The organism is Bradyrhizobium genosp. SA-4 str. CB756 (genome assembly GCF_000473125.1).
Taxonomy (GTDB): domain Bacteria; phylum Pseudomonadota; class Alphaproteobacteria; order Rhizobiales; family Xanthobacteraceae; genus Bradyrhizobium; species Bradyrhizobium arachidis.
The window spans coordinates 2,864,381-2,884,236 of record NZ_KI421499.1 but is presented as its reverse complement, the minus strand read 5'-3'; the positions used below and the strand labels follow the sequence as shown (position 1 = coordinate 2,884,236).

The following is a 19,856-nucleotide window of genomic DNA, read 5'->3' as shown; positions in this document are numbered from 1 at the left end:
CGACTCCGTGGGCCCTTGCCTCACGCCCCGTTCAGGAATTGAAGCGGGTCAACCGGGCTCGATCCCTTGCGGATCTCGAAGTGGAGCTGCGGCGACGCCACCTCACCGGATTGACCCGACTTGGCAATGACCTGACCGCGCTTGATGGTGTCACCGCGCTTCACCAACAGCTCACTCGCATGGGCATATGCGGTGACGTAGCCGTTGGAGTGCCGAACCAGGACCAGATTGCCGTAACCTTTCAGCTCGTTGCCGGAATAGGCAACGACGCCGTCTTCAGCCGCCTTGACCGGGGTGCCCTCGGGCACCGCGAGATTGATGCCGTCATTGGATTTGCCGTTAGTCTTGGCGCCATAGGTCGTGACCACCTTGCCGCGCACCGGCCAGCGGAAGGTCGGCAGCGCGCCGGTGGCTTCCGCAGCCTTCGCCGGCGTCTCGACGGGCTTCTCTTCGACATTGGTAGCCTGGGCCAGACGCGCGCTCTGCACGGGAGCGGCAGCCGCCATTTTGGTCGCCGGAACGGGAGCGGCCGCGACGGGCTGGAGCGTGCCCGCAACCGGCGCAGCCGCGACGGGGGCCGGAGCAACCGGCGCGGCAACCGCGACGGTCTTGGCGCCGGGCACGTTCAGCTTGGTGCCGAGCTTGAGCTTGGCCGACGGCTCGAGGCCGTTGGCGCGGGCGAGCTCGGTCGCCGAGATGTGGTTCTTGCGGGCGATGCTGGCGAGCGTGTCGCCGCGATTGACGAAGTGGATGCTCGGCGGCGCGGCGACGGCCGCAACGGGCTTGGCAGCAGGCGCCATCGCCGGAGCCGCCGCGACCGCAGCAGGCGCCGGTGCAGCCGCCGTGGCCGGATGCGGAATGATCAGCTGCTGACCCGGCGAAAGCGCGCGCGGGCCCTTGTAACCGTTGGCGGCGAGGATCGCCTGCGGCGTGACGTGATACCGCTTGGCGAGCACGTCGAGCGTGTCGCTGGTGCCGACGATGATCTTGGTCCCGCCGGCCGGCTGGGCTGCCGCGACCGAGCGCGGCGGCACGGTGGCGGTGGTCTCGAGGTGGGGCTGTGCCGGGGGTGCATAGGAGCTGACACCCCGCCCGCCTCCGGACACGCCCCCACCCGATGTGACGGGATAGGATTGCGGTGCGGACACGGCCGGCGGCGGCAAAGGCTGCGACTGGTAGTAGCCGGGCTGGGTCTGAGGCCGCGCATATTGCGGCAGCTCACGCTGCGGCGGCGGGGCCTGCTGCACCGAACCGGTCTGCTCAGACGAGAAGGGATTGGAGAAGTTCGATTGGGACAGCCGCGACGACATGTCGGCGCTGCACCCTGCGAAGCTGAAGGAAATCAGCGCCAGCACCGCGACCTGCGGCACGCGGCGCGAGTAAAGCAACTCGGCGACGACAGACATGGTTACTCACTCGTACGCAACAGAACTGGTCTTTTAAGTAAACACCCGCCGAGTAAATAACGGCTTAACCCTCCCAATAAGATGTTGGCAGCACAGCCGATCCGGAATTCTACAGCTCCCGCGCCACGCCCGGCAGCGCGGGCACGAAGCGCACCTCGACGAGTTCCCTGCGCTCGATCCCCGCTTCGGTCCGGGTCAGCCGGATCAGGGTCTGCACACCCTGATGCGGGCCGACCGGGGCGATCAGGATGCCGCCGACCTCGAGCCGCTCGACCAGATTCTCCGGAAGCTGCTCCACCGCAGCGGTGACGATGATGCGATCGAACGGGCCGATATTGGGCGGCAGGTTGAGACCGTCGCCGAGCATCACCTCGACATTGTGACAGCCGAGCTTTTCGAGCCTGGCGCGCGCCGTGTCGGCAAGCCTGCGATAGCGCTCGACCGTCAGCACCTGCCCTGCGAGCCGCGACAGCACCGCGGCCTGGTAGCCGGAGCCGGCGCCGATCTCGAGCACGCGGTGCTGCTTCTGGAGCTGGAGCTGCTCGGTCATGTAGGCGACGACGAAGGGCTGGCTGATGGTCTGCCCGCAGGCGATCGGCAGCGCGCTGTCGCGATAGGCCCCCTCGCGATCGGCCTCATCGACGAACTCGTCGCGCGGCACCTCCTCCATGGTCCGCAGCACCGCCTGATCGCTGATGCCCCGACGCCTCAGCGTGAGCTGAAACATCATCTTTTCCGGCGGGTGCTGATTGGGGGTCATCGCTATTTGTATCGTCTCGTCAGGTCCGGATCGTCGCGCCCATTGCTAAGACCCGCGCCAAGAATCTTGTTCCTGCTCAGGAACCCATGATAGCTTTTTTGCTGGAGTATTTGACCACAAATTGGCTTGCATAGGCCTGACCGCAAAGGCCATTTTCAGGCGTCCGTTCGCCGAAACGCGCATTGCGTCGATTCGCGTTATCTGCGAACGTTTTCTGCAAATGGGCAAGGACTGAACGACAATGACTGCGACAGGGCTTTCGGGCCGCTCTGTATTCCTCGTCGAGGACGAGGTGATGATCAGGATGATGGTCGCGGACATGCTCGAAGAGCTCGGTTACAAGGTCGCCGCCGAGGCCGGCGATATCACCGAAGCCATGCGGCTCGCCCAGGCGACCGAGTTCGACATCGCCATTCTCGACGTCAACGTCAACGGGAAGGTCATCTCGCCGGTCGCGGACCTCATCAAGGCGAAGGGCTGCCCGTTCATCTTCGCCACCGGCTACGGCTCCTCCGGCCTGCCCGAGCAGTACCGCGATCGCCCGGCGCTGCAGAAGCCGTTCCAGCTCGACGCGCTCGGCAAGACCATCGAAGCCGCGCTTCGCGGCGGCTAGCCGCTATTTCAGCGTCGCGCTCAGCGCTTCGGAAAACGCCTCATTGGTGCGGTCGAGCCGGAGCGGGGTGACCGAGACGTAGCGCTCGCGAAGTGCCGCGAGATCGGTGCCGTCCGCCGGCGTGTCCATCATCGCCGCGCGCTCGAAGCCGATCCAGAAATAGGGATTGCCGCGGCCGTCCCTGCGCTCGTCGATCCTGAGGAAGCCGAGATTGCGCTTGCCCTGGCGCGTGACGCGGATGCCCAGCACATCCTCCGGCGCGCAGGACGGGAAATTGACGTTGATGACGGTGTCCTTGGGGATGCCGGCGGCGATCACCTTGCGCAGGATGTCCGGGCCGAACTTGCGCGCGGTGTCCCACGGCGGCCGTTCGCGCGTCTCGACGCTGAACTCCTGCGACAGCGCGAATGACGGCAGCCCCAGGATGGTGCCTTCGAGCGCACCGGCAATGGTGCCGGAATAGACCACGTCCTCGGCGACGTTACGGCCCTTGTTGACGCCCGACAGCACAAGGTCCGGCGGCTTGGTGCCGAGGATATGCCGCGCGCCCATGATGACGCAGTCGGTCGGCGTGCCGCGCACGGCGAAGTGCCGCGGGCCGACCTCGCGCAGGCGCAAGGGGTCGTTCAGCGATAGCGAATGCGACACCCCGGACTGGTCGAGCTCGGGCGCGACGACCCAGACGTCATCGGACAGCGCCTGCGCGATCTCCTCCACGACCTTGAGGCCGGGGGCATGGATACCGTCGTCATTGGTGCAGAGAATGCGCATGCGAAAGGTCGTTTCCTGAAGCTTGGTCCGAGCCGTCTTAACCGGCTATGCCCGATCAGGCAAACCGGGCAGCCTGGGCGCATCCGGTTCCCGGACCGCCGGCTACCGGCGGATGCGCCATTGCGGCAGGAAGCGCGCGAGCCGGCCTTCGGCACGCAGCTTCATCGCCGGCACGACCGCGCTCACGACGGGAGCGTCGATCACGCCGAGTGCTTCCAGTTGCGCAACGATCGGGTCCGCGCTCGGCGACTGCGGAAAACGTTCGCGTGCCACCGTCAGCGCCTTGTCGAAATCACCGGCATTGACGCCGGGCTTGGCCCGCCGGCTCCCCACGAGATCGTCGTCCCAGAGCCGCGCGATCTCGATGTCGAGCACGCCGCGCAGCCGCTGATCGACGGCCTGGATGCCGGCACCCGTCACCGCCCATTGTCTGCCGACCCAGAAAATATCGCGGTGCAAGGCCATGAACGGTCGGGTTCGCATTGTCGGGTGGCCGGCAGGATAACCAGCCGCCCGATCTTCGCAACCAAACGTTTCTCTGGTTTCAGGCGAGCAACGCGCAATTCTTGCTTGACGCCTTTTCTTTGCGCGAGGCGGTATCCACTTCGCGCGACGACGCTCTAGGGCATGATCCGGAAAAGTGCGAAGCGGTTTTCCGAAAAGATCATGCTCAAACAACAACCTAAAGCGCGATGACGATTCATCCCAATCTCATCGCGCTTTAGTCGCGCCCGACCACTTTCAAGCCGCCCATATAGGGCTGCAGCACATCAGGCACGGCAATCGAGCCGTCCTCCTGCTGATAGGTCTCCATCACGGCGATCAGCGCGCGGCCGACCGCAGTGCCGGAGCCGTTCAGCGTGTGCACAAAGCGCGGCTTGCCGTCCGGCCCGCGCGAGCGCGCATCCATGCGCCGCGCCTGGAAGTCGCCGCAGACCGAGCAGCTCGAAATCTCGCGGAACATGCCGCCCTCGCCCTGCCCGGGCATCCAGACCTCGATGTCATAGGTTTTTTGTGACGAGAAACCCATATCCCCTGCGCACAGCGTCATCACGCGGTAGTGCAGGCCGAGCTTCTGGAGCACTTGCTCCGCGCAGGACAGCATCCGCTCCAGCTCGTCCTTGCTGGTCTCAGGCGTTGTGATCGAGACCAGCTCGACCTTGGTGAACTGGTGCTGGCGGATCATGCCGCGCGTGTCGCGCCCGGCCGCGCCCGCCTCGGCGCGGAAGCACGGCGTCAGCGCGGTGAGGCGCATCGGCAGCTGCTTCTCGTCGAGAATGGATTCGCGCACGAGATTGGTGAGCGAGACTTCCGCGGTCGGGATGAGGCCGAGGCGCTCGGTCTTCAGTCGCTCATGATCGGGTGATGCGAGAAGCTCGCCCTTGATCGCCCAGAACTGGTCGTCCTCGAATTTCGGCAATTGCCCGGTGCCGAACATCACCTCGTTGCGCACCAGCAGCGGTGGGTTGATCTCGGTGTAGCCGTGCTCATTGGTGTGCAGGTCGAGCATGAACTGGCCGATCGCGCGTTCGAGCCGCGCCAGCCCCTTCTTCAGCACGACGAAGCGCGCGCCGGAGAGCTTTGCCGCCGCCTCGAAATCCATGTAGCCAAGCGCGGTGCCGAGATCGTCGTGCAGCTTCGGTGTGAAGCCATAGCTGCGCTTGCTGCCGAACACGTGGTGCTGCACATTGCCATGCTCGTCGATGCCATCGGGGACTTCGTCGAACGGAATGTTCGGGATCGCCGACAGCTCTTTCGTCAGCTCCTCGTCGGCCGCTTTCGCGGCGGCTTCGAGCTCCGGCATCGTGGTCTTGAGCTCGGCGACCTCGGCCATCAGCTTGGCGGCGCGCGCCTCGTCCTTCGCCTTCTTGGCGTCGCCGATCTCCTTGGAAGCGGCGTTGCGGCGCGCCTGCGCCTGCTCCGAGGCCAGGATAGCCGCGCGGCGGCGCTCATCGATCGCGAGCAGCGAGGCCGACAACGGCTTCAGGCCGCGCCGGGCAAGGCCGGCGTCGAAGGCTTGCGGATTGTCGCGGATCGATTTGATGTCGTGCATGGCTGTCTTCCCGTCATGGCCGGGTTTATCCCGGCCATCCACGTGTCTGCCGCCTTAGATCAAGTCGTGGATGCCCGGGTCAAGCCCGGGCATGACGAATCATGGGCTGAGCAGCGACATCATAGAGCGAAAGTGCCCCTACTCGGCCGGATTGGCCGGCGTCGACACGTCGGTGCCGGTCGCGGCCTGCGAAGCCGCCGCCTTCTTCTCCACCATCCCCACCGCGATGATCGAGCCCTCGTAGAGCGCCAGCAGGGGAATCGCGAGCGAGCACTGGCTGAGCACGTCGGGCGGGGTCAGCACGGCCGCGATCACGAAGGCGATGACGATGAAATAGCGGCGCTTCTCGCGCAGCATCTTCGAGGTGATGATGCCGACGCGGCCGAGCAGCGTCAGGATCACCGGAAGCTGGAAGGCGATGCCGAAGGCGAAGATCAGCGACATCATCAGCGACAGATATTCGCCGACCTTGGGCAAGAGCTGGATCTGCGCAGTCTCGTCGCTGCCGGCCTGCTGCATGCCGAGCGAGAAGCGGACCAGCATCGGCAGCACCACGAAATAGACCAGCGCCGCGCCCAGCACGAAGAAGAACGGGGTCGCAACCAGATACGGCAGGAAGGCCTGCTTCTCGTGCTTGTAAAGCCCTGGCGCCACGAACTTGTAGATCTGCGTGGCGACGATCGGGAACGAGATGAAGCCGGCGCCGAACAGCGCAAGCTTCAGCTGCGTGATGAAATATTCCAGCAGCGCGGTGTAGATGAACTTGGAATTCTCGGGCCCTGCGACCCACACGAACGGCCAGACCAGCACGTTGTAGATCTGCTTGGCGAAGAAGAAGCAGAAGATGAAAGCCACGCCAAAGCCGAGCAGCGCCTTGATCAGCCGCGAGCGCAGCTCGATCAGATGGTCCATCAGCGGGGCTTTGCTGGCCTCGATATCGGCGTCGGTCATGACGCTTTGGCGTCCTTGATCGCCTCGGGTGGCGCAGTGTCCTGAGTGACCGGGGTCTGGGCGGCCTGTGCCTGCTCGACCTCACGGGTGATCGCGAGCGGCTCGTTCACGGCCGCATGCACCTCGGCTTCCACGAAGGTCTCGGGCGTCGGGGCCTCCGGTGTGGTTGGCGTCGCCGGCGCTTCACTTGAAGTCGCCGGCGGCTCGACAGCAGTCGTCGTCGACGTCTCGGCCGGCTTGTCCAGCGCATCGACACGGAGCGCGTCGCTGACGTCCTTCTGGAGCGAGGTCAGCGGATTGAACCCGGTGGCTGCTTCCTTGACCTCGTCAAAGCTCTTCTTGAGGTCGGCCATTTCGGCCTCGCGCATCGCTTCCTGGAACTGGCCCTGGAATTCGGCGGCCATCTTGCGCGCCTTGCCCATCCACTGCCCGACCATGCGCAGCACGCCCGGCAGCTCTTTCGGGCCGATGGCGATCAGGGCCACGACCCCGATCAGGACCAGTTCACTCCACCCGATGTCGAACATGAGGTCTTCCGTTCACGCGAGGCCGCTGCCGGCCCAATCCCTTGCGCGCAGGATCGGGCCGCTACCCGCGTCTCGCGTGCTCTCTGGCTCAGACGGCCTTGCTGCCGACGTCGGAGCGCGCCGCGGTCGGCGCGGCATTGTGCTCGATGGACTTGGCCGGCTCGGCGGGCTTGTCGGCAGGCTTGTCGTCGTCCTGCATACCCTTCTTGAACGCCTTGATGCCCTGCGCCACGTCGCCCATCAGATCCGAAATCTTGCCGCGGCCGAACAGCAGCAGGACCACTGCGATCACCAAGATCCAGTGCCAAATGCTGAGTGAACCCATCCTGCAACCCTCCAAACGCGCATGGCCGGGGACCCGGCCGATCTTTACCGAAACCTAGGCTTGGCGGGTGTCAAAAACAAGGACCAAGGCAGCGCCAATTCGCTGTTGGCGCTACGTAATCTTGCTAGTGTTAACTGGTCGCAGGTAGCCCGCGACGGGCCCGGACATCACTCTTCAGCGCCGCCTTCGCCACCACCCTCATTGCCGCCTTCCGGCGCTTCGGGCTCGACCGCGGGCGCCAAAGCGAGATCAAGGTCCTCGCCCGGTTCCAGCGGATCTTCGTCCTCACGCAATGCCGGGTCGTCCGACGGCGTCGGCACGCTGAATCCGGTCGGTAGACGCGAATCCAGCAGGCCGGTGCCCTTCAGCTCTTCCAGGCCCGGCAGATCGCCGAGCTGTTCCAGGGTGAACTGCGACAGGAAGTCCTCGGTGGTTCCGAAGGTCAGCGGGCGGCCGGGCGTCTTGCGACGGCCGCGCGGCTTGATCCAGCCGGTCTCCAAGAGCACGTCGAGCGTGCCCTTCGAGGTCACGACGCCGCGGATCTCCTCGATCTCGGCGCGCGTCACCGGCTGGTGGTAGGCGATGATCGCCAGCACCTCGATCGCCGCGCGCGACAGGCGGCGCGTCTCGTGGCTCTCGCGCGTCATCAGCCAAGCCAGATCGCCGGCGGTACGGAAGGTCCATTTGTTGGCGACGCGGACGAGGTTCACGCCGCGCAGGGCATAGTCGGCCTGGAGCTGCTCCAGAGCGGCCTTGACGTCGACGCCCTCGGGCATGCGCTTGGCCAGCGTCGCGGTGTCCAGCGGTTCGCTCGAGGCGAACAGCAGCGCTTCCAGCAGCCGCAATTCTTCGGGACGTGCCTGGGATTCGTTCTCCATCGGCTCGGCCTCTTCTACCCGCACTTCAGCCAGGCTTGCCATGGCAGATTCTCCTTCTTGCACTTAAGCGACCGGCGCGTCGGGCGCAGGAGCTGCGTCCGGAACCGGTTTAGGACGCCCTTTTCGGAAATAGATGGGCGCAAACGCCTCTTTCTGATTGAGCTCGAGCTGACCTTCGCGCACCAGCTCGAGCGCGGCGGCGAAGCTCGAGGCGAACACGGTGGCGCGCTGCGTGGGATCAGCGACATGGCGGATCAGGAAGTCGTCGAGAACGCCCCAATCGTCCTGCTCGGTGATGCTGCCGACCAGCCGCTCCAGCGTGGCGCGCGCTTCCGCGAGCGACCAGACCGTGCGCTTGGCCAGATGCACGCTCGCCAGCACGCGCGACTGGCGCTGCGCGGCATAGGCGGTGAGCAGGTCATAGAGCGTTGCGGTGTATTTCGGATGCTTGATCTCGGCGATCTGCTCGGGCTCGCCGCGCGGGAAGATGTCGCGCTGCAGTTGCGGCCTGTTCATCAGCCGGTTGGCGGCTTCGCGAATGGCTTCCAGACGGCGCAGACGGTTGGCGAGCGCCGTCGCCATCTGCTCCGCGCTCGGCCCCTCCGCACTCGGCGGCTCCGGCAGCAGCAGGCGCGACTTCAGGAAAGCGAGCCAAGCCGCCATCACGAGGTAGTCGGCGGCAAGCTCCAGCCGGATCTTCCGCGCCGCTTCGATGAAATGGAGGTACTGGTCCGCCAGCGCCAGGATCGAGATCTTGGCGAGATCAACCTTCTGCTGCCGCGCCAGCGCGAGCAGCAGGTCGAGCGGGCCCTCATAGCCCTCGACGTCCACCACGAGCGCCGGCTCACCCTCGGCGAGCTCTGCGGGCCGCCCGGTTTCAAACGATAGGATTTCTGCGGTCATGCGGATGCCGTGTTTGCCCGTGCGATCAATGCGTCCAGCTCAGTGCGCGCGGCCGTACGGTCGAACGGCTGCGGCGGCTTGCGTGCGGCGAGCGCGGCGTTCGCCCGCTCCAGCGCCCTGCCCGACAGTTCAGGTGTCTGACCGGCGACCTCGCGCATCTCCTCGATGTTGCCGTTGCAATGCAGAGCCATGTCGCATCCAGCCGCGAAGATGGCGCGGGTCCGATCAGCGATCGTGCCCGCCAGCGCGTTCATCGACACGTCATCACTCATTAACAAACCCTGGAACCCGATTGCGCCGCGAATCACCTGAGCGATCATTGTCGCAGAAGTCGTCGCCGGATGGGCGGGGTCGACGGCGCTAAACACAACATGTGCAGTCATGGCCATCGACAGGCCCGCCAGCGGCCTGAACGCCGCGAAGTCGGTCCGCTCGAGTTCGTCCCTGGCCGTGTCGACCGTCGGCAGCTTGAAATGGGTGTCGGCGGTGGCCCGCCCATGGCCGGGAATGTGCTTGAGCACCGGCAGCACGCCGCCCTGCTCCAGGCCGTCGGTGACCGCGCGGGCGATCGCCGCGACCTTGTCCGGCGAGGTGCCGTAGGCCCGGTTTCCGATGACGGCATCGGCCCCAGGCACCGGCACATCGGCCAGCGGCAAGCAGTCCACGGTGATGCCGAGATCGGCCAGATCGGCCGCGATCAGGCGGGCACTGAGCCGTGCAGCGGTCAGACCGAGCGCCGAATCAGTGTCGTACAGGGTCGAGAATACGGCGCCTGGCGGATAGACCGGCCAGTGCGGCGGGCCCAGCCGCTGCACCCGTCCGCCCTCCTGGTCGATCAGGACGGGGGCGTCAGCGGCGCCTGCAACGGCCCGTAATTCCGCAACTAGCGCAGCAACTTGCGCCGGGGTCGCGACATTGCGCTTAAAGAGGATGAAACCCCATGGGCGTTCGCTGCGGATAAACTCCCGCTCGGCGGCGGTCAGTTCCGTTCCGGAAACGCCGGTAATGAAGGCCCGCGTGCTCATAAGGGCCGATTAACCCTGCCCTGCGAGGGGGTCAAGGAAACGGCCGTTAATTCCTCTGGACGAAGCAGGCGGACAGGCCTGCGGACTTGAGGCTGTTGCAGGCCTGCGTCGCCTCCTCGGCCGATCCATAGGGACCAGCGAAGGCGCGGTAGACGATGCCCTTGCCCTTGTCGGTAAGGTCGACCCGTTTGACGACAGGCGCGCGGGAGCCCAGCACGCTGCCATACTTGCTCTGAAGCACCCGATAGGAGGCGTGAGCGCTTTCCTCAGTCTGCTGCGAGGAGACCTGCACGACGTAGCCGCCACCGCTGCTGGCCGGCGCGATCTGCGTCGGAGTGGTCGCAGCCATCCGCTGCGGCGGTTCGGCAGGCGCTGCCTGCGGGGCCAGTGACATCGGCTGATTGGCGCTGGCATTGGCCGAGGTCGGCGGATTGCGCGGCGCGGCTGGTGCGGGGGCAGGCGCGGCGACCGGCTTCGGCGCCGTCGCCGCAGGCTTGGCGGCCGCGGCTTGCGACGCAGCGGTATCGGTCTGGTCGCCCCGCACAGCCACGGTCCTGATCGGACGCGGCGAATTGTTCGGCATCGTACCGTTGCTTGGAACTCCACCTGCGCTCGGCGGCACCGCGGAGGGCGAGACGCTCGCCACCGACGGCGGATTGGCGTTCTGGTTCAGCGGCGGGAACACCACGCGGGGGCCGCTGGCCTTGGCGTTGACGTCGACCGGCGCCTCTTCGCGCGGCACGATCTTCTCGGAGCCGTCGCCGCTCGCCATCCGATCCGGCACCTTGGCCGAGGAGTCAGTCGGCGCCGGCACGATCTTGGTCGGCGTGTTGTCGGCCCGGATGATCGGCGGCTCGCCGCTGCGGGGCGAGCCCACATAGGTCTTGTAGGCGAAGGCCGCGCCCGTGCCGACAACAGCGAGCGCGAGGATCGCCGCGACCGTCATCATGCCGCCGCGATGCTTCTTCGGCTCGTCCTCGTCGAGATCGGATTCGGGATAGTCGCTCTGGAACGCGTAGGGATCATCAGGATAGGCGGGATCGCGCTGATAGTCCTGCTCGCCCGCCTCCAAGCGTCCGTAGAGCGCATCGTCGTAGCGCGACGGATCGGGCTGCGGATACGGCTCCTGATAGGCTTGCTCCTGCTGGGCCTGACCGTGCTGCTGGTAGGCCTGATCCGGGTAGGCTTGAGCCTGATGAGCCTGATCCTGGTAGCCGTGATCGGGATAGGCCTGCGGCTGATGGTAATCAGGCGCGGGCGCGGCCGGCTGGGCTGAATAGCGATGCAGCGGATGAACCGGGCTCACAGAGACGGGATAGTCGGGCTCGGGCGCCGGCTGCGGCTGCGGCTGCGGCTGCACGTTGGCGCGCCGCATCCACGACGGCGGCCCGGATGGAGGCGGCGGAGCCTGCTCGGCATGGTCCTGCTGATAGTCATCCTGCGAATAATTGTCGTCGTGATAGCTCTGGCTGGGCGCCGGCGCTGCCGGCGGGCGGGCGCTGGGCTGCGACTGCGCAGCGAACGGATCGGTCTGACCGATCAGGCGGGCGAGCTCGGCCAAGGGGTCGCTTTCCGTCTTCCCATGCTGGTCGCCGCCGCGACCATAGTCATCGGAAGGAAACGGTCTGTTGTGATATCGTTCGGCCATCGTGATGATGCGTCCCTTCGGGAAAGCCGCGCGCCCCTCGACCAAGGCACTGCTTTCGACCCACAAGGCTTTCAACCAAGTCTAAGCGATCCGGCTTCTGCCGGTTACCCCCGAATTCCCATTAAGTAGTTCGCCCCAAACTACCGCATCTCGTCCGGAGCATGGACGCCGAGGATGGCGAGGCCCGATGCCAGGACAGAGACGACGCCCTGGACCATGGCCAGCCGCGCCTTCGTAAGATCTGCATCATTATTGATAATGAAGCGTAAATAGGGCAAATCGCGCCCCTTCGTCCAAAGCGCGTGAAATTCGCTGGCTAAATCATAGAGATAAAAGGCAATTCGGTGCGGTTCATGGGCCGCGGCGGCCGCTTCCAGCATGCGCGGATAAATTGCGAGGCGCTTGAGAAGATCGAGCTCGACGGGGTCGGACAGCCGATCCACCGCCGACTCACTGAGCCAGGCAATGCGCTTTTCGGCGTCCTCCGGCAGGTCCGGGAACACCTCCGCCCGCGCGTTGCGGAAGATTGAGTGGCCGCGGGCATGGCCGTACTGGACGTAGAACACCGGGTTGTCGCGCGACTGTTCCATGACCTTGGCGAGGTCGAAGTCGAGCACCGCGTCGTTCTTGCGGTACAGCATCATGAAGCGGACGGCATCCTGGCCGACCTCATCCACCACCTCACGCAAGGTGACAAAGTCCCCGCTCCGCTTGGACATTTTCACCGGCTCGCCGTTGCGCAGCAACTTCACGAGCTGGACGATCTTGACGTCGAGCGTGCCCTTGCCCGACGTCGTCGCCTTCACCGCCGCCTGCATACGCTTGATGTAGCCGCCATGGTCGGCGCCCCAGACGTCGATCATCTCGGCAAAGCCGCGGTCGAACTTGTTCTTGTGGTAGGCGATGTCGGAGGCGAAGTAGGTATAGGAATTGTCCGACTTGATCAGCGGACGATCGACGTCGTCGCCGTAGGCGGTCGCCTTGAACAGCAGCTGCTCGCGGTCTTCCCAATCCTCGACCGGCGCGCCCTTCGGCGGCGGCAGGCGGCCCTCATAGACGTCACCCTTGGCCTTCAGGAAATCGATGGTCTCGGCGACCTTGTTGTTGCCGGTCTCGATCAGCGAGCGCTCGGAGAAGAACACGTCGTGGCGGATGTTGAGCGCGGCGAGATCGTCCTTGATCTCATCCATCATCATCGCGATCGCCTTGGCGCGCACCGTCGGCAGCCACTGCGCCTCGCTCATGGCGAGCAGCTTGTCGCCGTGCTCCTTCGCCAGCGCCTCGCCGACCGGCTTCAGATAGTCGCCGGGATAGAGCCCTTCCGGGATCGCGCCGATGGCCTCACCGAGCGCCTCGCGGTAGCGGAGAAACGCAGAGCGGGCGAGCACGTCGACCTGCGCGCCGGCATCGTTGATGTAATATTCGCGGGTGACGTCGTGGCCGCCGAACTCAAGCAGGCTCGCCAGCGCATCGCCAAACACGGCGCCGCGGCAATGACCGACATGCATCGGCCCGGTCGGATTGGCCGAGACGTATTCGACGTTGACCTTGGCGCCGCCGTGGACGCGGCCGTAGTCAGCGCCCTCACGCAGCACCGTGCGCAGCGCCTCGGCCCAGGCGGCCGGCTTCAAGGTCAGATTGATGAAGCCGGGACCGGCGACGTCGACCTTGGCGATCAGCGCGTCAGCTCGCAGCCGCTCGGCGATCTGCTCGGCGAGATCGCGGGGTTTTGCCTTTGCCTCTTTCGCAAGCACCATGGCGGCGTTGGTCGCCATGTCGCCATGGGAGGCATCGCGGGGCGGCTCGACCACCACGCGGGAGAAATCGATGCCCTCGGGCCAGTTGGCGTCCGCCGCGAGCGCGCGGCAGGCGGCGTGCACGCGTCCGAGCACGTCGGCGAACAAATGCAGGGATGAGGATGTCTGGGGCATGGCCGCCGCCTAACGCAAATCCGGGGTCGAGTCAAAAAGCCGCTGGTGCTCGGTCAGGGCGAAACGGTCGGTCATTCCGGCAATGAAATTGCCGATCCGCCGGGCCCGGTCGCCCTCATTGTCCGCCTCCGCCCCCGTGAGCCATTCCGGCGGCAGCTCGGCCGGCGATGTCAGGTATTTGGCGAACAGGTCGAACAGGATCTGCTCGGCCTCCCCCATGACCCGCATCACCCGCTTGTGGCGGTACATGTGCTGGTAGAGAAAGGCCTTGATGGCGGCTTCTTCCTCGGCGACCTCGGCCGGAAACGCGATCAGCGCCCTGCTCTGCTGGCGCACGTCCTGGGCCGATTGCGGCTTCACGGCATTGAGGTTCTTCTGCGCCTCCGCGAACACCGCGCCGATCAGGTGCGAGATCAGCTCGCGCACCAGCTCGGCCCCGCGCCGGACGTCTTCGAGGTCAGGGTAATGCGCGGAGGTCTCGGCGATGATCTCCGCGGTGAGCGGCATCACCTTGAGGTCGTCGAGATGGAACAGGCCGGCCCGCAACCCGTCGTCGATGTCGTGGGCGTCGTAGGCGATGTCATCTGCGATGGCGGCGACCTGGGCTTCGAGCGAGGCGAAGCTCCACAGTTCGAGGTCGTACGTCTTGATGTAGTTGGCGATGCCGACGGGGACGCCGTGCTCGCGATAGCGCCCGACCGGCGCGCCGCTGCGATCGGTCAAGGGGCCGTTGTGCTTGACGATGCCCTCAAGCGACTCCCAAGTCAGGTTCAGGCCGTCGAATTCAGGATAGCGGTGCTCCAGCGCGGCGACGACGCGAAGCGTCTGGGCATTGTGGTCGAAGCCGCCGAACTGCTTCAGGCAGGCATCCAGGGCCCGCTCGCCGGCGTGCCCGAACGGCGGGTGGCCGAGATCATGAGCCAGCGCCAGGGTTTCCGTGAGGTCCTCGTCCAGCCCAAGCTGCCGGGCCAGCGCCCGGGCGATCTGCGCCACCTCCAGCGAATGGGTGAGCCGGGTGCGGTAATGGTCGCCCTCGTGGAACACGAACACCTGGGTCTTGTACTTCAGGCGGCGGAACGCGGTGGAATGGATCACCCGGTCGCAATCCCGCCGGAACGGGCTCCGGGTCCGACTCGGCGGCTCGGCGACCAGCCGGCCACGGCTGCGATCGGGGTCGCAGGCATAGGGCGCGCGGGGGGCTGCCATTCCGACGGACACGGCGAATTTAGTCCCTATCCATTTGATTCTGCGTATGGTGGCACTTAACTATGTCGGACGCGGGATACCAACTGAATTGGGCAAGTGACCCTGGTATGACGCGGGACTATCGGAGACCAGCAATGACCACTGCCGTGACCATCAGCGACCGCGCCGCACGCCGGATTGGGGAGATCCTCAAGGGCGAAGGCACAGGTGCGATGCTGCGCATCTCCGTCGAGGGCGGCGGCTGCTCCGGCTTCCAGTACAAGTTCGACATCGACCGCGACCGCACCGACGACGATCTGGTGATCGAGCAGGACAATGCGGTGGTGCTGGTCGATTCCGCCTCGCAGCCGTTCCTGGCGGGCTCGCAGGTCGATTTCGTCGACGACCTGATCGGCGCCTCGTTCCGCGTCAACAATCCGAACGCGACGGCGTCCTGCGGCTGCGGGACCAGCTTCTCGATCTAGTCCGACTCAAAATCTGAAAAACAACCCCATGCACAGTAGCCGGGAAGCCGGCACGATGCGCTTCTGATTTTACGAAATTAATTTGACCCGTCGGGCAAAACAGGGGTAGGATGTCATCGTCGCGAGATCCCCAAAGTTGGGGCGTTCGACCTTGCTCCCAAGGTTTCGGTCGGTAATGTCGGGGATTGTCGATAGCGGACCAGTCAGGGGTCGCGAGTATCCTAACTCGCGATTTCAAGACTAGCCGCAACGTCCTCGCCTGTACGGGCAAGCCGACGCATTCGCGTGTCCTCCATCGCTGACGAAAGATCGCGGATCAGCTCCTTAAGCTGTGGCGCAAGGTGCACCGTATTCACGACCTTGATGACGTAAGGAGGCTTGAGGACATTCATGCCGCCCCCGAAAATTGAATCTAGGAAAGCAGCCGCTATATCACCATGCCATTCCGGAGCCCCTATTGCTGCCTTGAGGGCTGATCGAAAATCATAAGCAGTTTTCCAACTGCCGGCATCGAGCTCTATTGTGAGAATAGCCATTTTTGCGCTGTCTGCATTTGCGCCCCGGCACTAGGTTGATTTTTGTGCTGTCCTAGTTGCGTTCCGAGGCGACTGCAGAATTCCATGACGCCTGATGCAATAACTTCGTCGGTTTGCTTTGAATGATCCCACAGTCGGACTGAGCCGTCGCAATGGCGAAGGATGAAGTTGCCGTTGAGGTCGGCGCCAATAATCGAGACATCCTTGCCATGCCACCATGGTGCTCTCAGAGGACGCCAATCATCCCCGCGGATCAGGAAGGCAATTTTAAGCTCTCTGTCTGGACCAATCGCAAGGGCCTTCCACCGACCATCGGATCGAACTCGTTCAATGGCTTCTTGATCTCGTGTCATGTTAGGATAATTTCGGGTGCAATGCCGCCTCAGTTGGCGGCCTCCTTCCTATTACAGCCATGTCGCCTTGTGGCTCATCAGGCCGTTCCCGGGATTGATCGAAAGGGCCGGCATCGAAGGGGCAGGCTTCGATCCTGTTCGCCCCGGTCAAGCGGCATCCGGAGTCCGGCTCGGTCGAGCGCCTGAAGGCGGTCGCCGCGCGGGTCTATGGAAAGCTCTACGCGCCCGTCATCTGCCTTTCCTCGTCCGTCCACTCCACCTCAAGCGGCATCAGCTCCGGCTGAAGCGGCGCGTCCTCCGACATCGCGTAACCGTCCAGCGAACGCAGCAAGGCCGCGACCAGGGTGGGCTTGCGCAAGGGCTTTGCCAGAAAATCCGACATCCCCGCCTCGCGGCAGATCTTGACGTCCTCGGGGAAGGCATTGGCGGTCAGCGCGATGATCGGCAACGCGTCGAACCGGCCGCCTTGCGCACGGATCGCGCGGGTCGCGGCAAGGCCGTCCATGTCGGGCATGCGGACGTCCATCAGCACGACATCGTAATCGCCCTCTGAGGCTGCCGCGACGGCCTGGACACCGTCGGTCACGACCTTCAGCTCGACATCGAAGGCCCCCAGCATCTTGCTCACGACCATGCGGTTGACCGCATCGTCCTCGGCGACCAGCACCTTGAGCGGCCGGTCGAGCCCGGCGATGCGCGCCTTGAGCGCGTCGGCCTCGTCGGCGCCGGCCGCCTGGTCGGATGCCTGCGCCTGGCTCCAGGGCAGCACCAGCGTGAAACGGAAGGCCGAGCCCTCGCCCGGCATCGAGGTGACGCCGATGGTGCCGCCCATCTGCTCGATGATGCGGCGGGAGATCGCAAGGCCAAGTCCAGTACCGCCGAAGCGGCGGCTGATCGAGGCATCGGCCTGCGCGAAGTCGCTGAACAGCTGGCCGACCTTCTCGGGTGCGATGCCGATGCCGCTGTCGGTCACGGTCCATTCGACGGTGGCGAGCAGGTCGCGGCGCGCCTGGCAGGTCGCAGCGATCGTCACCTCGCCTTGATCGGTGAACTTCACGGCGTTGGAGGCAAGGTTGAGCAGCACCTGGCGGATGCGCGCGACGTCGCCGCGCAGCGTCGGCGGCAGGTTCGGATCGAGCGAGACCTTGACCGCGAGCCCTTTGCCCTTGGCGCTCGCGCGCGCGACCGTCGCAACGGTTTCGACCAACGCCTGCGGGGCGAAATCGATCGCCTCGAACTGGAAGCGGCCGGCCTCGAGCTTGGAGAGGTCGAGGATGTCGTTGAGGATGCGCTGGAGATTGTCGCCGGACTCCCGGATCGTGGTGACCGCCTCGCGCTGCTCCGGATCGAGCTTTGTCTCGAGCAACATGCTGGCCAGCCCGAGCACGCCGTTCATGGGCGTGCGGATCTCGTGGCTCATGACTGCGAGGAAATCCGACTTGGCGCGGCTCTCGGCCTCGGCCTTTTCGGCGCGCCAGCGCTCTGTGACGTCGCGGCCGAAGCCGCGATAGCCCAAGAATTGCCCGTCGCGGTCATAGGCCGGTTTCGCCGTCAGCGACCACAGCCGCGCCTCGCCGCCGGCGACGACCTTGAGGTTCATCTCGTGCAGCGGCTCGGCATGTTCCATCAGGCCGACGATGTTGTAGGCGGCGCTCTTGTCCTCGGGACAGAGCATGTCGAGCACGTCGGCGAATTGCGATCCCTTGAGCAGCGGAAGCGGCAGCTGCGCGACGTCGGCGAAGCGCTGGGGCACGTCGACGAGATGCCCCTCGGCGTCGGTCTGCCACAGCCAGTCGCTGGCGTTCTCCTGGAAGTCTTTCAGCAGCAGCGAGATGATCTCGGTCTGGCGCTCGAGCTCGAGCCGGGCCTTGAGGTTGCCGAGGAACAGGTTGCCCTGCGAGACGATGTTGCGCGCCATGAAGAACGCGAACAGCAGCAGGAATACCGCGGTCACCGGGTATGGCCCGCTTCCGCACAGCAATAGCGCTCCGGCGCAGGCGACCGTCATGGTGGCGAGATAGACGAGGCCGGCGCGCGGGAAGGTCGACAGCGTGAAGGCGCCGCCCGACATCATGCCCACCATCAGACAAGCCAGGATGAGCTGGCTGGTCGGCTCGATGCGACTGAACAGTGCCAGCGGCAGCGTGCCCCAGATCGCGGCGAGGAAAAACGCCTGCCGCAGCATCTGACGCGCGGCGCGGGGCGAGGCCTCCTGCAGTGGGCTCTGGTGCGAGCGGCGCCAGGCGCGCACGGCGAGCGAGGCGGTGACGGCAAGGGTCATGCCCCAGATCGCGAGGAAATCGTTCCAGCCCCTGCCCCAGAACAGGATGAGCACGATGGCGACATTGAGCATGGTGACGGCCATCGTCACCGGGATGGCCCGCATCACCGCGTCGATCTGCTTGGCGCGGATCCGGCGCAGCTCGCGCTCGCTGAGGCCGGCGGTCAGGCCGTCCTCGATCTCGAAGCCGCCGAGCCAGTACAGGAACGCGCCGATCAGGCCGTCGCGCGGCTCAGTCTGTCCCAACGATTTATCCGGCCATCCCATCCGCGGAACCTTTTCCGTATCAATGGCCTGCGGCCTGCTTAAGCCGGGTTAATTTTGTGGGAGATTCTGCGGCGTCCTTGACGGGCGTGTTTGCAGTTTGTTCTAACCATGGCCCTTGGTCCGGAGCCCCACCGACATGCCCATCAGAGTTGCCACCTGGAACGTGAACTCGGTCCGGCAGCGGATCGACCTGCTGCTGACCTGGCTGAAGGAGTGCCAGCCGGACATCGTCTGCCTGCAGGAGATCAAGTGCGTCGACGAGGCCTTCCCACGGCTGGAGATCGAGGCGCTCGGCTACAACGTGGTCACGCACGGGCAGAAGACGTTCAACGGCGTCGCCCTGCTCTCAAAACTCCGCTTCGACGAGACCAAATCGGGCCTCGCCGGCGACGACGAGGACGTCCATGCCCGCTTCCTCGAGGGCGTGGTGACGCTCAAGCGTGGGGTCCTGCGCATCGCCTGCCTCTATCTACCCAACGGCAATCCGGTCGGGACCGAGAAATATCCCTACAAGCTCAAATGGATGTCGCGGCTTCTTGAGTATTCGAAGGAGCGCCTCAAGACCGAGGAGCCGCTGATCCTCGCAGGCGACTTCAACGTGATTCCGCATGCCCGCGACGTCCACAATCCCGCGGCCTGGACCGAGGACGCCCTGTTCAAGGCCGAGACGCGCGAGAGTTTTCAGTCCCTGCTCAGCCTCGGCCTGACCGATGCCCTGCGGGCGGTGACCGACGAGGGTGGGCTCTACACGTTCTGGGATTACCAGGCCGGCGCTTGGCAGAAGAACCAGGGCCTGCGCATCGACCATCTCTTGCTGTCGCCGCAGGCCAGCGACAAGCTCGCCAATGTCGGCATCGACAGCTATGTGCGCGGCTGGGAGAAGCCGTCGGATCACGTGCCGGTGTGGGCGGATCTGGATCTAGAGGCGGCGTAACGTTCGCAGGGTTGGTGGGCACGC

The 19,856-nt window shown here is 65.2% G+C and carries 20 protein-coding genes; 3 read left to right on the top strand and 17 right to left on the bottom strand.

The window, feature by feature from the left end:
- Positions 1–20 precede the first annotated feature (20 nt).
- Positions 21–1,406 (bottom strand): LysM peptidoglycan-binding domain-containing M23 family metallopeptidase, encoded by a 1,386-nt coding sequence (locus tag BRAGE_RS0114200; protein WP_027559326.1) that lies wholly within the window; start codon positions 1,404–1,406, stop codon positions 21–23.
- 109 nt (positions 1,407–1,515) lie between these two features.
- Complete coding sequence (locus BRAGE_RS0114195; protein WP_027559327.1) at positions 1,516–2,166, bottom strand: protein-L-isoaspartate(D-aspartate) O-methyltransferase; 651 nt, start codon at positions 2,164–2,166, stop codon at positions 1,516–1,518.
- Between the two features lie 241 nt (positions 2,167–2,407).
- Here BRAGE_RS0114195 and BRAGE_RS0114190 point away from each other — a divergent pair, with 241 nt between their 5' ends.
- Positions 2,408–2,779, top strand: coding sequence for a response regulator (locus tag BRAGE_RS0114190; RefSeq protein WP_027559328.1), 372 nt, complete (start codon positions 2,408–2,410; stop codon positions 2,777–2,779).
- Positions 2,780–2,782: 3 nt separating this feature from the next.
- Here the strand turns inward: BRAGE_RS0114190 and surE are convergent, their stop codons facing one another.
- From surE to BRAGE_RS0114130, 12 genes are all read right to left on the bottom strand, one after another.
- On the bottom strand, positions 2,783–3,550 hold the full coding sequence (gene surE / locus BRAGE_RS0114185) for a 5'/3'-nucleotidase SurE (RefSeq protein ID WP_027559329.1): 768 nt from the start codon (positions 3,548–3,550) through the stop codon (positions 2,783–2,785).
- 102 nt (positions 3,551–3,652) lie between these two features.
- Positions 3,653–4,015, bottom strand: coding sequence for a hypothetical protein (locus BRAGE_RS0114180; RefSeq protein ID WP_027559330.1), 363 nt, complete (start codon positions 4,013–4,015; stop codon positions 3,653–3,655).
- A gap of 256 nt (positions 4,016–4,271) precedes the next feature.
- Complete coding sequence (gene serS / locus BRAGE_RS0114175; RefSeq protein ID WP_027559331.1) at positions 4,272–5,603, bottom strand: serine--tRNA ligase; 1,332 nt, start codon at positions 5,601–5,603, stop codon at positions 4,272–4,274.
- Positions 5,604–5,741: 138 nt separating this feature from the next.
- Positions 5,742–6,554, bottom strand: a complete 813-nt coding sequence (gene tatC, locus BRAGE_RS0114170) for a twin-arginine translocase subunit TatC (RefSeq protein WP_027559332.1) — start codon at positions 6,552–6,554, stop codon at positions 5,742–5,744.
- Entirely contained in the window at positions 6,551–7,081 is a 531-nt protein-coding gene (tatB, locus tag BRAGE_RS0114165; RefSeq protein WP_027559333.1) for a Sec-independent protein translocase protein TatB, read from the bottom strand. The genes tatC and tatB overlap by 4 nt, the downstream gene beginning before the upstream one ends.
- A gap of 88 nt (positions 7,082–7,169) precedes the next feature.
- On the bottom strand, positions 7,170–7,406 hold the full coding sequence (locus BRAGE_RS0114160) for a twin-arginine translocase TatA/TatE family subunit (protein WP_027559334.1): 237 nt from the start codon (positions 7,404–7,406) through the stop codon (positions 7,170–7,172).
- Between the two features lie 167 nt (positions 7,407–7,573).
- On the bottom strand, positions 7,574–8,326 hold the full coding sequence (gene scpB, locus BRAGE_RS0114155; RefSeq protein WP_027559335.1) for an SMC-Scp complex subunit ScpB: 753 nt from the start codon (positions 8,324–8,326) through the stop codon (positions 7,574–7,576).
- Positions 8,327–8,347: 21 nt separating this feature from the next.
- Positions 8,348–9,187 carry a segregation and condensation protein A gene (locus BRAGE_RS0114150; RefSeq protein ID WP_025036467.1) on the bottom strand — a complete coding sequence of 280 codons (840 nt, stop codon included), beginning with the start codon at positions 9,185–9,187 and terminating at the stop codon, positions 8,348–8,350.
- Positions 9,184–10,212: a beta-N-acetylhexosaminidase gene (nagZ, locus tag BRAGE_RS0114145; protein WP_027559336.1), complete on the bottom strand. Its 1,029-nt coding sequence runs from the start codon at positions 10,210–10,212 to the stop codon at positions 9,184–9,186. Before nagZ ends, BRAGE_RS0114150 begins: the two co-directional genes overlap by 4 nt.
- A 46-nt stretch (positions 10,213–10,258) precedes the next feature.
- Positions 10,259–11,860, bottom strand: coding sequence for an SPOR domain-containing protein (locus BRAGE_RS0114140; RefSeq protein WP_027559337.1), 1,602 nt, complete (start codon positions 11,858–11,860; stop codon positions 10,259–10,261).
- Between the two features lie 140 nt (positions 11,861–12,000).
- A complete protein-coding gene (gene argS, locus BRAGE_RS0114135) occupies positions 12,001–13,791 on the bottom strand; it encodes an arginine--tRNA ligase (protein WP_027559338.1) in 1,791 nt (596 codons plus the stop codon).
- A gap of 9 nt (positions 13,792–13,800) precedes the next feature.
- Complete coding sequence (locus BRAGE_RS0114130) at positions 13,801–15,009, bottom strand: deoxyguanosinetriphosphate triphosphohydrolase (protein WP_027559339.1); 1,209 nt, start codon at positions 15,007–15,009, stop codon at positions 13,801–13,803.
- Between the two features lie 122 nt (positions 15,010–15,131).
- Here BRAGE_RS0114130 and erpA point away from each other — a divergent pair, with 122 nt between their 5' ends.
- On the top strand, positions 15,132–15,461 hold the full coding sequence (gene erpA / locus BRAGE_RS0114125; RefSeq protein ID WP_027559340.1) for an iron-sulfur cluster insertion protein ErpA: 330 nt from the start codon (positions 15,132–15,134) through the stop codon (positions 15,459–15,461).
- Positions 15,462–15,682: 221 nt separating this feature from the next.
- Here the strand turns inward: erpA and BRAGE_RS54520 are convergent, their stop codons facing one another.
- The 3 genes from BRAGE_RS54520 to BRAGE_RS0114115 all read right to left on the bottom strand — a co-directional run bounded on the left by BRAGE_RS54520 (position 15,683) and on the right by BRAGE_RS0114115 (position 18,898).
- Complete coding sequence (locus tag BRAGE_RS54520) at positions 15,683–15,997, bottom strand: hypothetical protein (RefSeq protein WP_028146277.1); 315 nt, start codon at positions 15,995–15,997, stop codon at positions 15,683–15,685.
- Positions 15,979–16,350: a hypothetical protein gene (locus BRAGE_RS54515; protein ID WP_141263039.1), complete on the bottom strand. Its 372-nt coding sequence runs from the start codon at positions 16,348–16,350 to the stop codon at positions 15,979–15,981. Before BRAGE_RS54515 ends, BRAGE_RS54520 begins: the two co-directional genes overlap by 19 nt.
- 217 nt (positions 16,351–16,567) lie before the next feature.
- The gene (locus BRAGE_RS0114115) at positions 16,568–18,898 is read right to left on the bottom strand and encodes a hybrid sensor histidine kinase/response regulator (RefSeq protein WP_027559341.1); all 2,331 of its coding nucleotides are present in this window, start codon (positions 18,896–18,898) and stop codon (positions 16,568–16,570) included.
- A gap of 136 nt (positions 18,899–19,034) precedes the next feature.
- Here BRAGE_RS0114115 and xth point away from each other — a divergent pair, with 136 nt between their 5' ends.
- A complete protein-coding gene (gene xth / locus BRAGE_RS0114110; protein ID WP_035729702.1) occupies positions 19,035–19,832 on the top strand; it encodes an exodeoxyribonuclease III in 798 nt (265 codons plus the stop codon).
- Positions 19,833–19,856: the final 24 nt, after the last annotated feature.

What these genes read in the sequence shown, in the direction of transcription:
- surE (WP_027559329.1), bottom strand. Translation starts at nt 3,550, where the DNA reads ATGCGCATTCTCTGCACCAATGACGACGGTATCCATGCCCCCGGCCTC.
- erpA (WP_027559340.1), top strand. Translation starts at nt 15,132, where the DNA reads ATGACCACTGCCGTGACCATCAGCGACCGCGCCGCACGCCGGATTGGG.
- BRAGE_RS0114195 (WP_027559327.1), bottom strand. Translation starts at nt 2,166, where the DNA reads ATGACCCCCAATCAGCACCCGCCGGAAAAGATGATGTTTCAGCTCACG.
- BRAGE_RS0114200 (WP_027559326.1), bottom strand. Translation starts at nt 1,406, where the DNA reads ATGTCTGTCGTCGCCGAGTTGCTTTACTCGCGCCGCGTGCCGCAGGTC.
- tatC (WP_027559332.1), bottom strand. Translation starts at nt 6,554, where the DNA reads ATGACCGACGCCGATATCGAGGCCAGCAAAGCCCCGCTGATGGACCAT.
- BRAGE_RS0114160 (WP_027559334.1), bottom strand. Translation starts at nt 7,406, where the DNA reads ATGGGTTCACTCAGCATTTGGCACTGGATCTTGGTGATCGCAGTGGTC.
- argS (WP_027559338.1), bottom strand. Translation starts at nt 13,791, where the DNA reads ATGCCCCAGACATCCTCATCCCTGCATTTGTTCGCCGACGTGCTCGGA.
- xth (WP_035729702.1), top strand. Translation starts at nt 19,035, where the DNA reads ATGCCCATCAGAGTTGCCACCTGGAACGTGAACTCGGTCCGGCAGCGG.
- tatB (WP_027559333.1), bottom strand. Translation starts at nt 7,081, where the DNA reads ATGTTCGACATCGGGTGGAGTGAACTGGTCCTGATCGGGGTCGTGGCC.
- serS (WP_027559331.1), bottom strand. Translation starts at nt 5,603, where the DNA reads ATGCACGACATCAAATCGATCCGCGACAATCCGCAAGCCTTCGACGCC.
- BRAGE_RS0114115 (WP_027559341.1), bottom strand. Translation starts at nt 18,898, where the DNA reads ATGGGATGGCCGGATAAATCGTTGGGACAGACTGAGCCGCGCGACGGC.
- BRAGE_RS0114150 (WP_025036467.1), bottom strand. Translation starts at nt 9,187, where the DNA reads ATGACCGCAGAAATCCTATCGTTTGAAACCGGGCGGCCCGCAGAGCTC.
- BRAGE_RS54515 (WP_141263039.1), bottom strand. Translation starts at nt 16,350, where the DNA reads ATGACACGAGATCAAGAAGCCATTGAACGAGTTCGATCCGATGGTCGG.
- BRAGE_RS0114190 (WP_027559328.1), top strand. Translation starts at nt 2,408, where the DNA reads ATGACTGCGACAGGGCTTTCGGGCCGCTCTGTATTCCTCGTCGAGGAC.
- scpB (WP_027559335.1), bottom strand. Translation starts at nt 8,326, where the DNA reads ATGGCAAGCCTGGCTGAAGTGCGGGTAGAAGAGGCCGAGCCGATGGAG.
- nagZ (WP_027559336.1), bottom strand. Translation starts at nt 10,212, where the DNA reads ATGAGCACGCGGGCCTTCATTACCGGCGTTTCCGGAACGGAACTGACC.
- BRAGE_RS0114180 (WP_027559330.1), bottom strand. Translation starts at nt 4,015, where the DNA reads ATGGCCTTGCACCGCGATATTTTCTGGGTCGGCAGACAATGGGCGGTG.
- BRAGE_RS0114140 (WP_027559337.1), bottom strand. Translation starts at nt 11,860, where the DNA reads ATGGCCGAACGATATCACAACAGACCGTTTCCTTCCGATGACTATGGT.
- BRAGE_RS54520 (WP_028146277.1), bottom strand. Translation starts at nt 15,997, where the DNA reads ATGGCTATTCTCACAATAGAGCTCGATGCCGGCAGTTGGAAAACTGCT.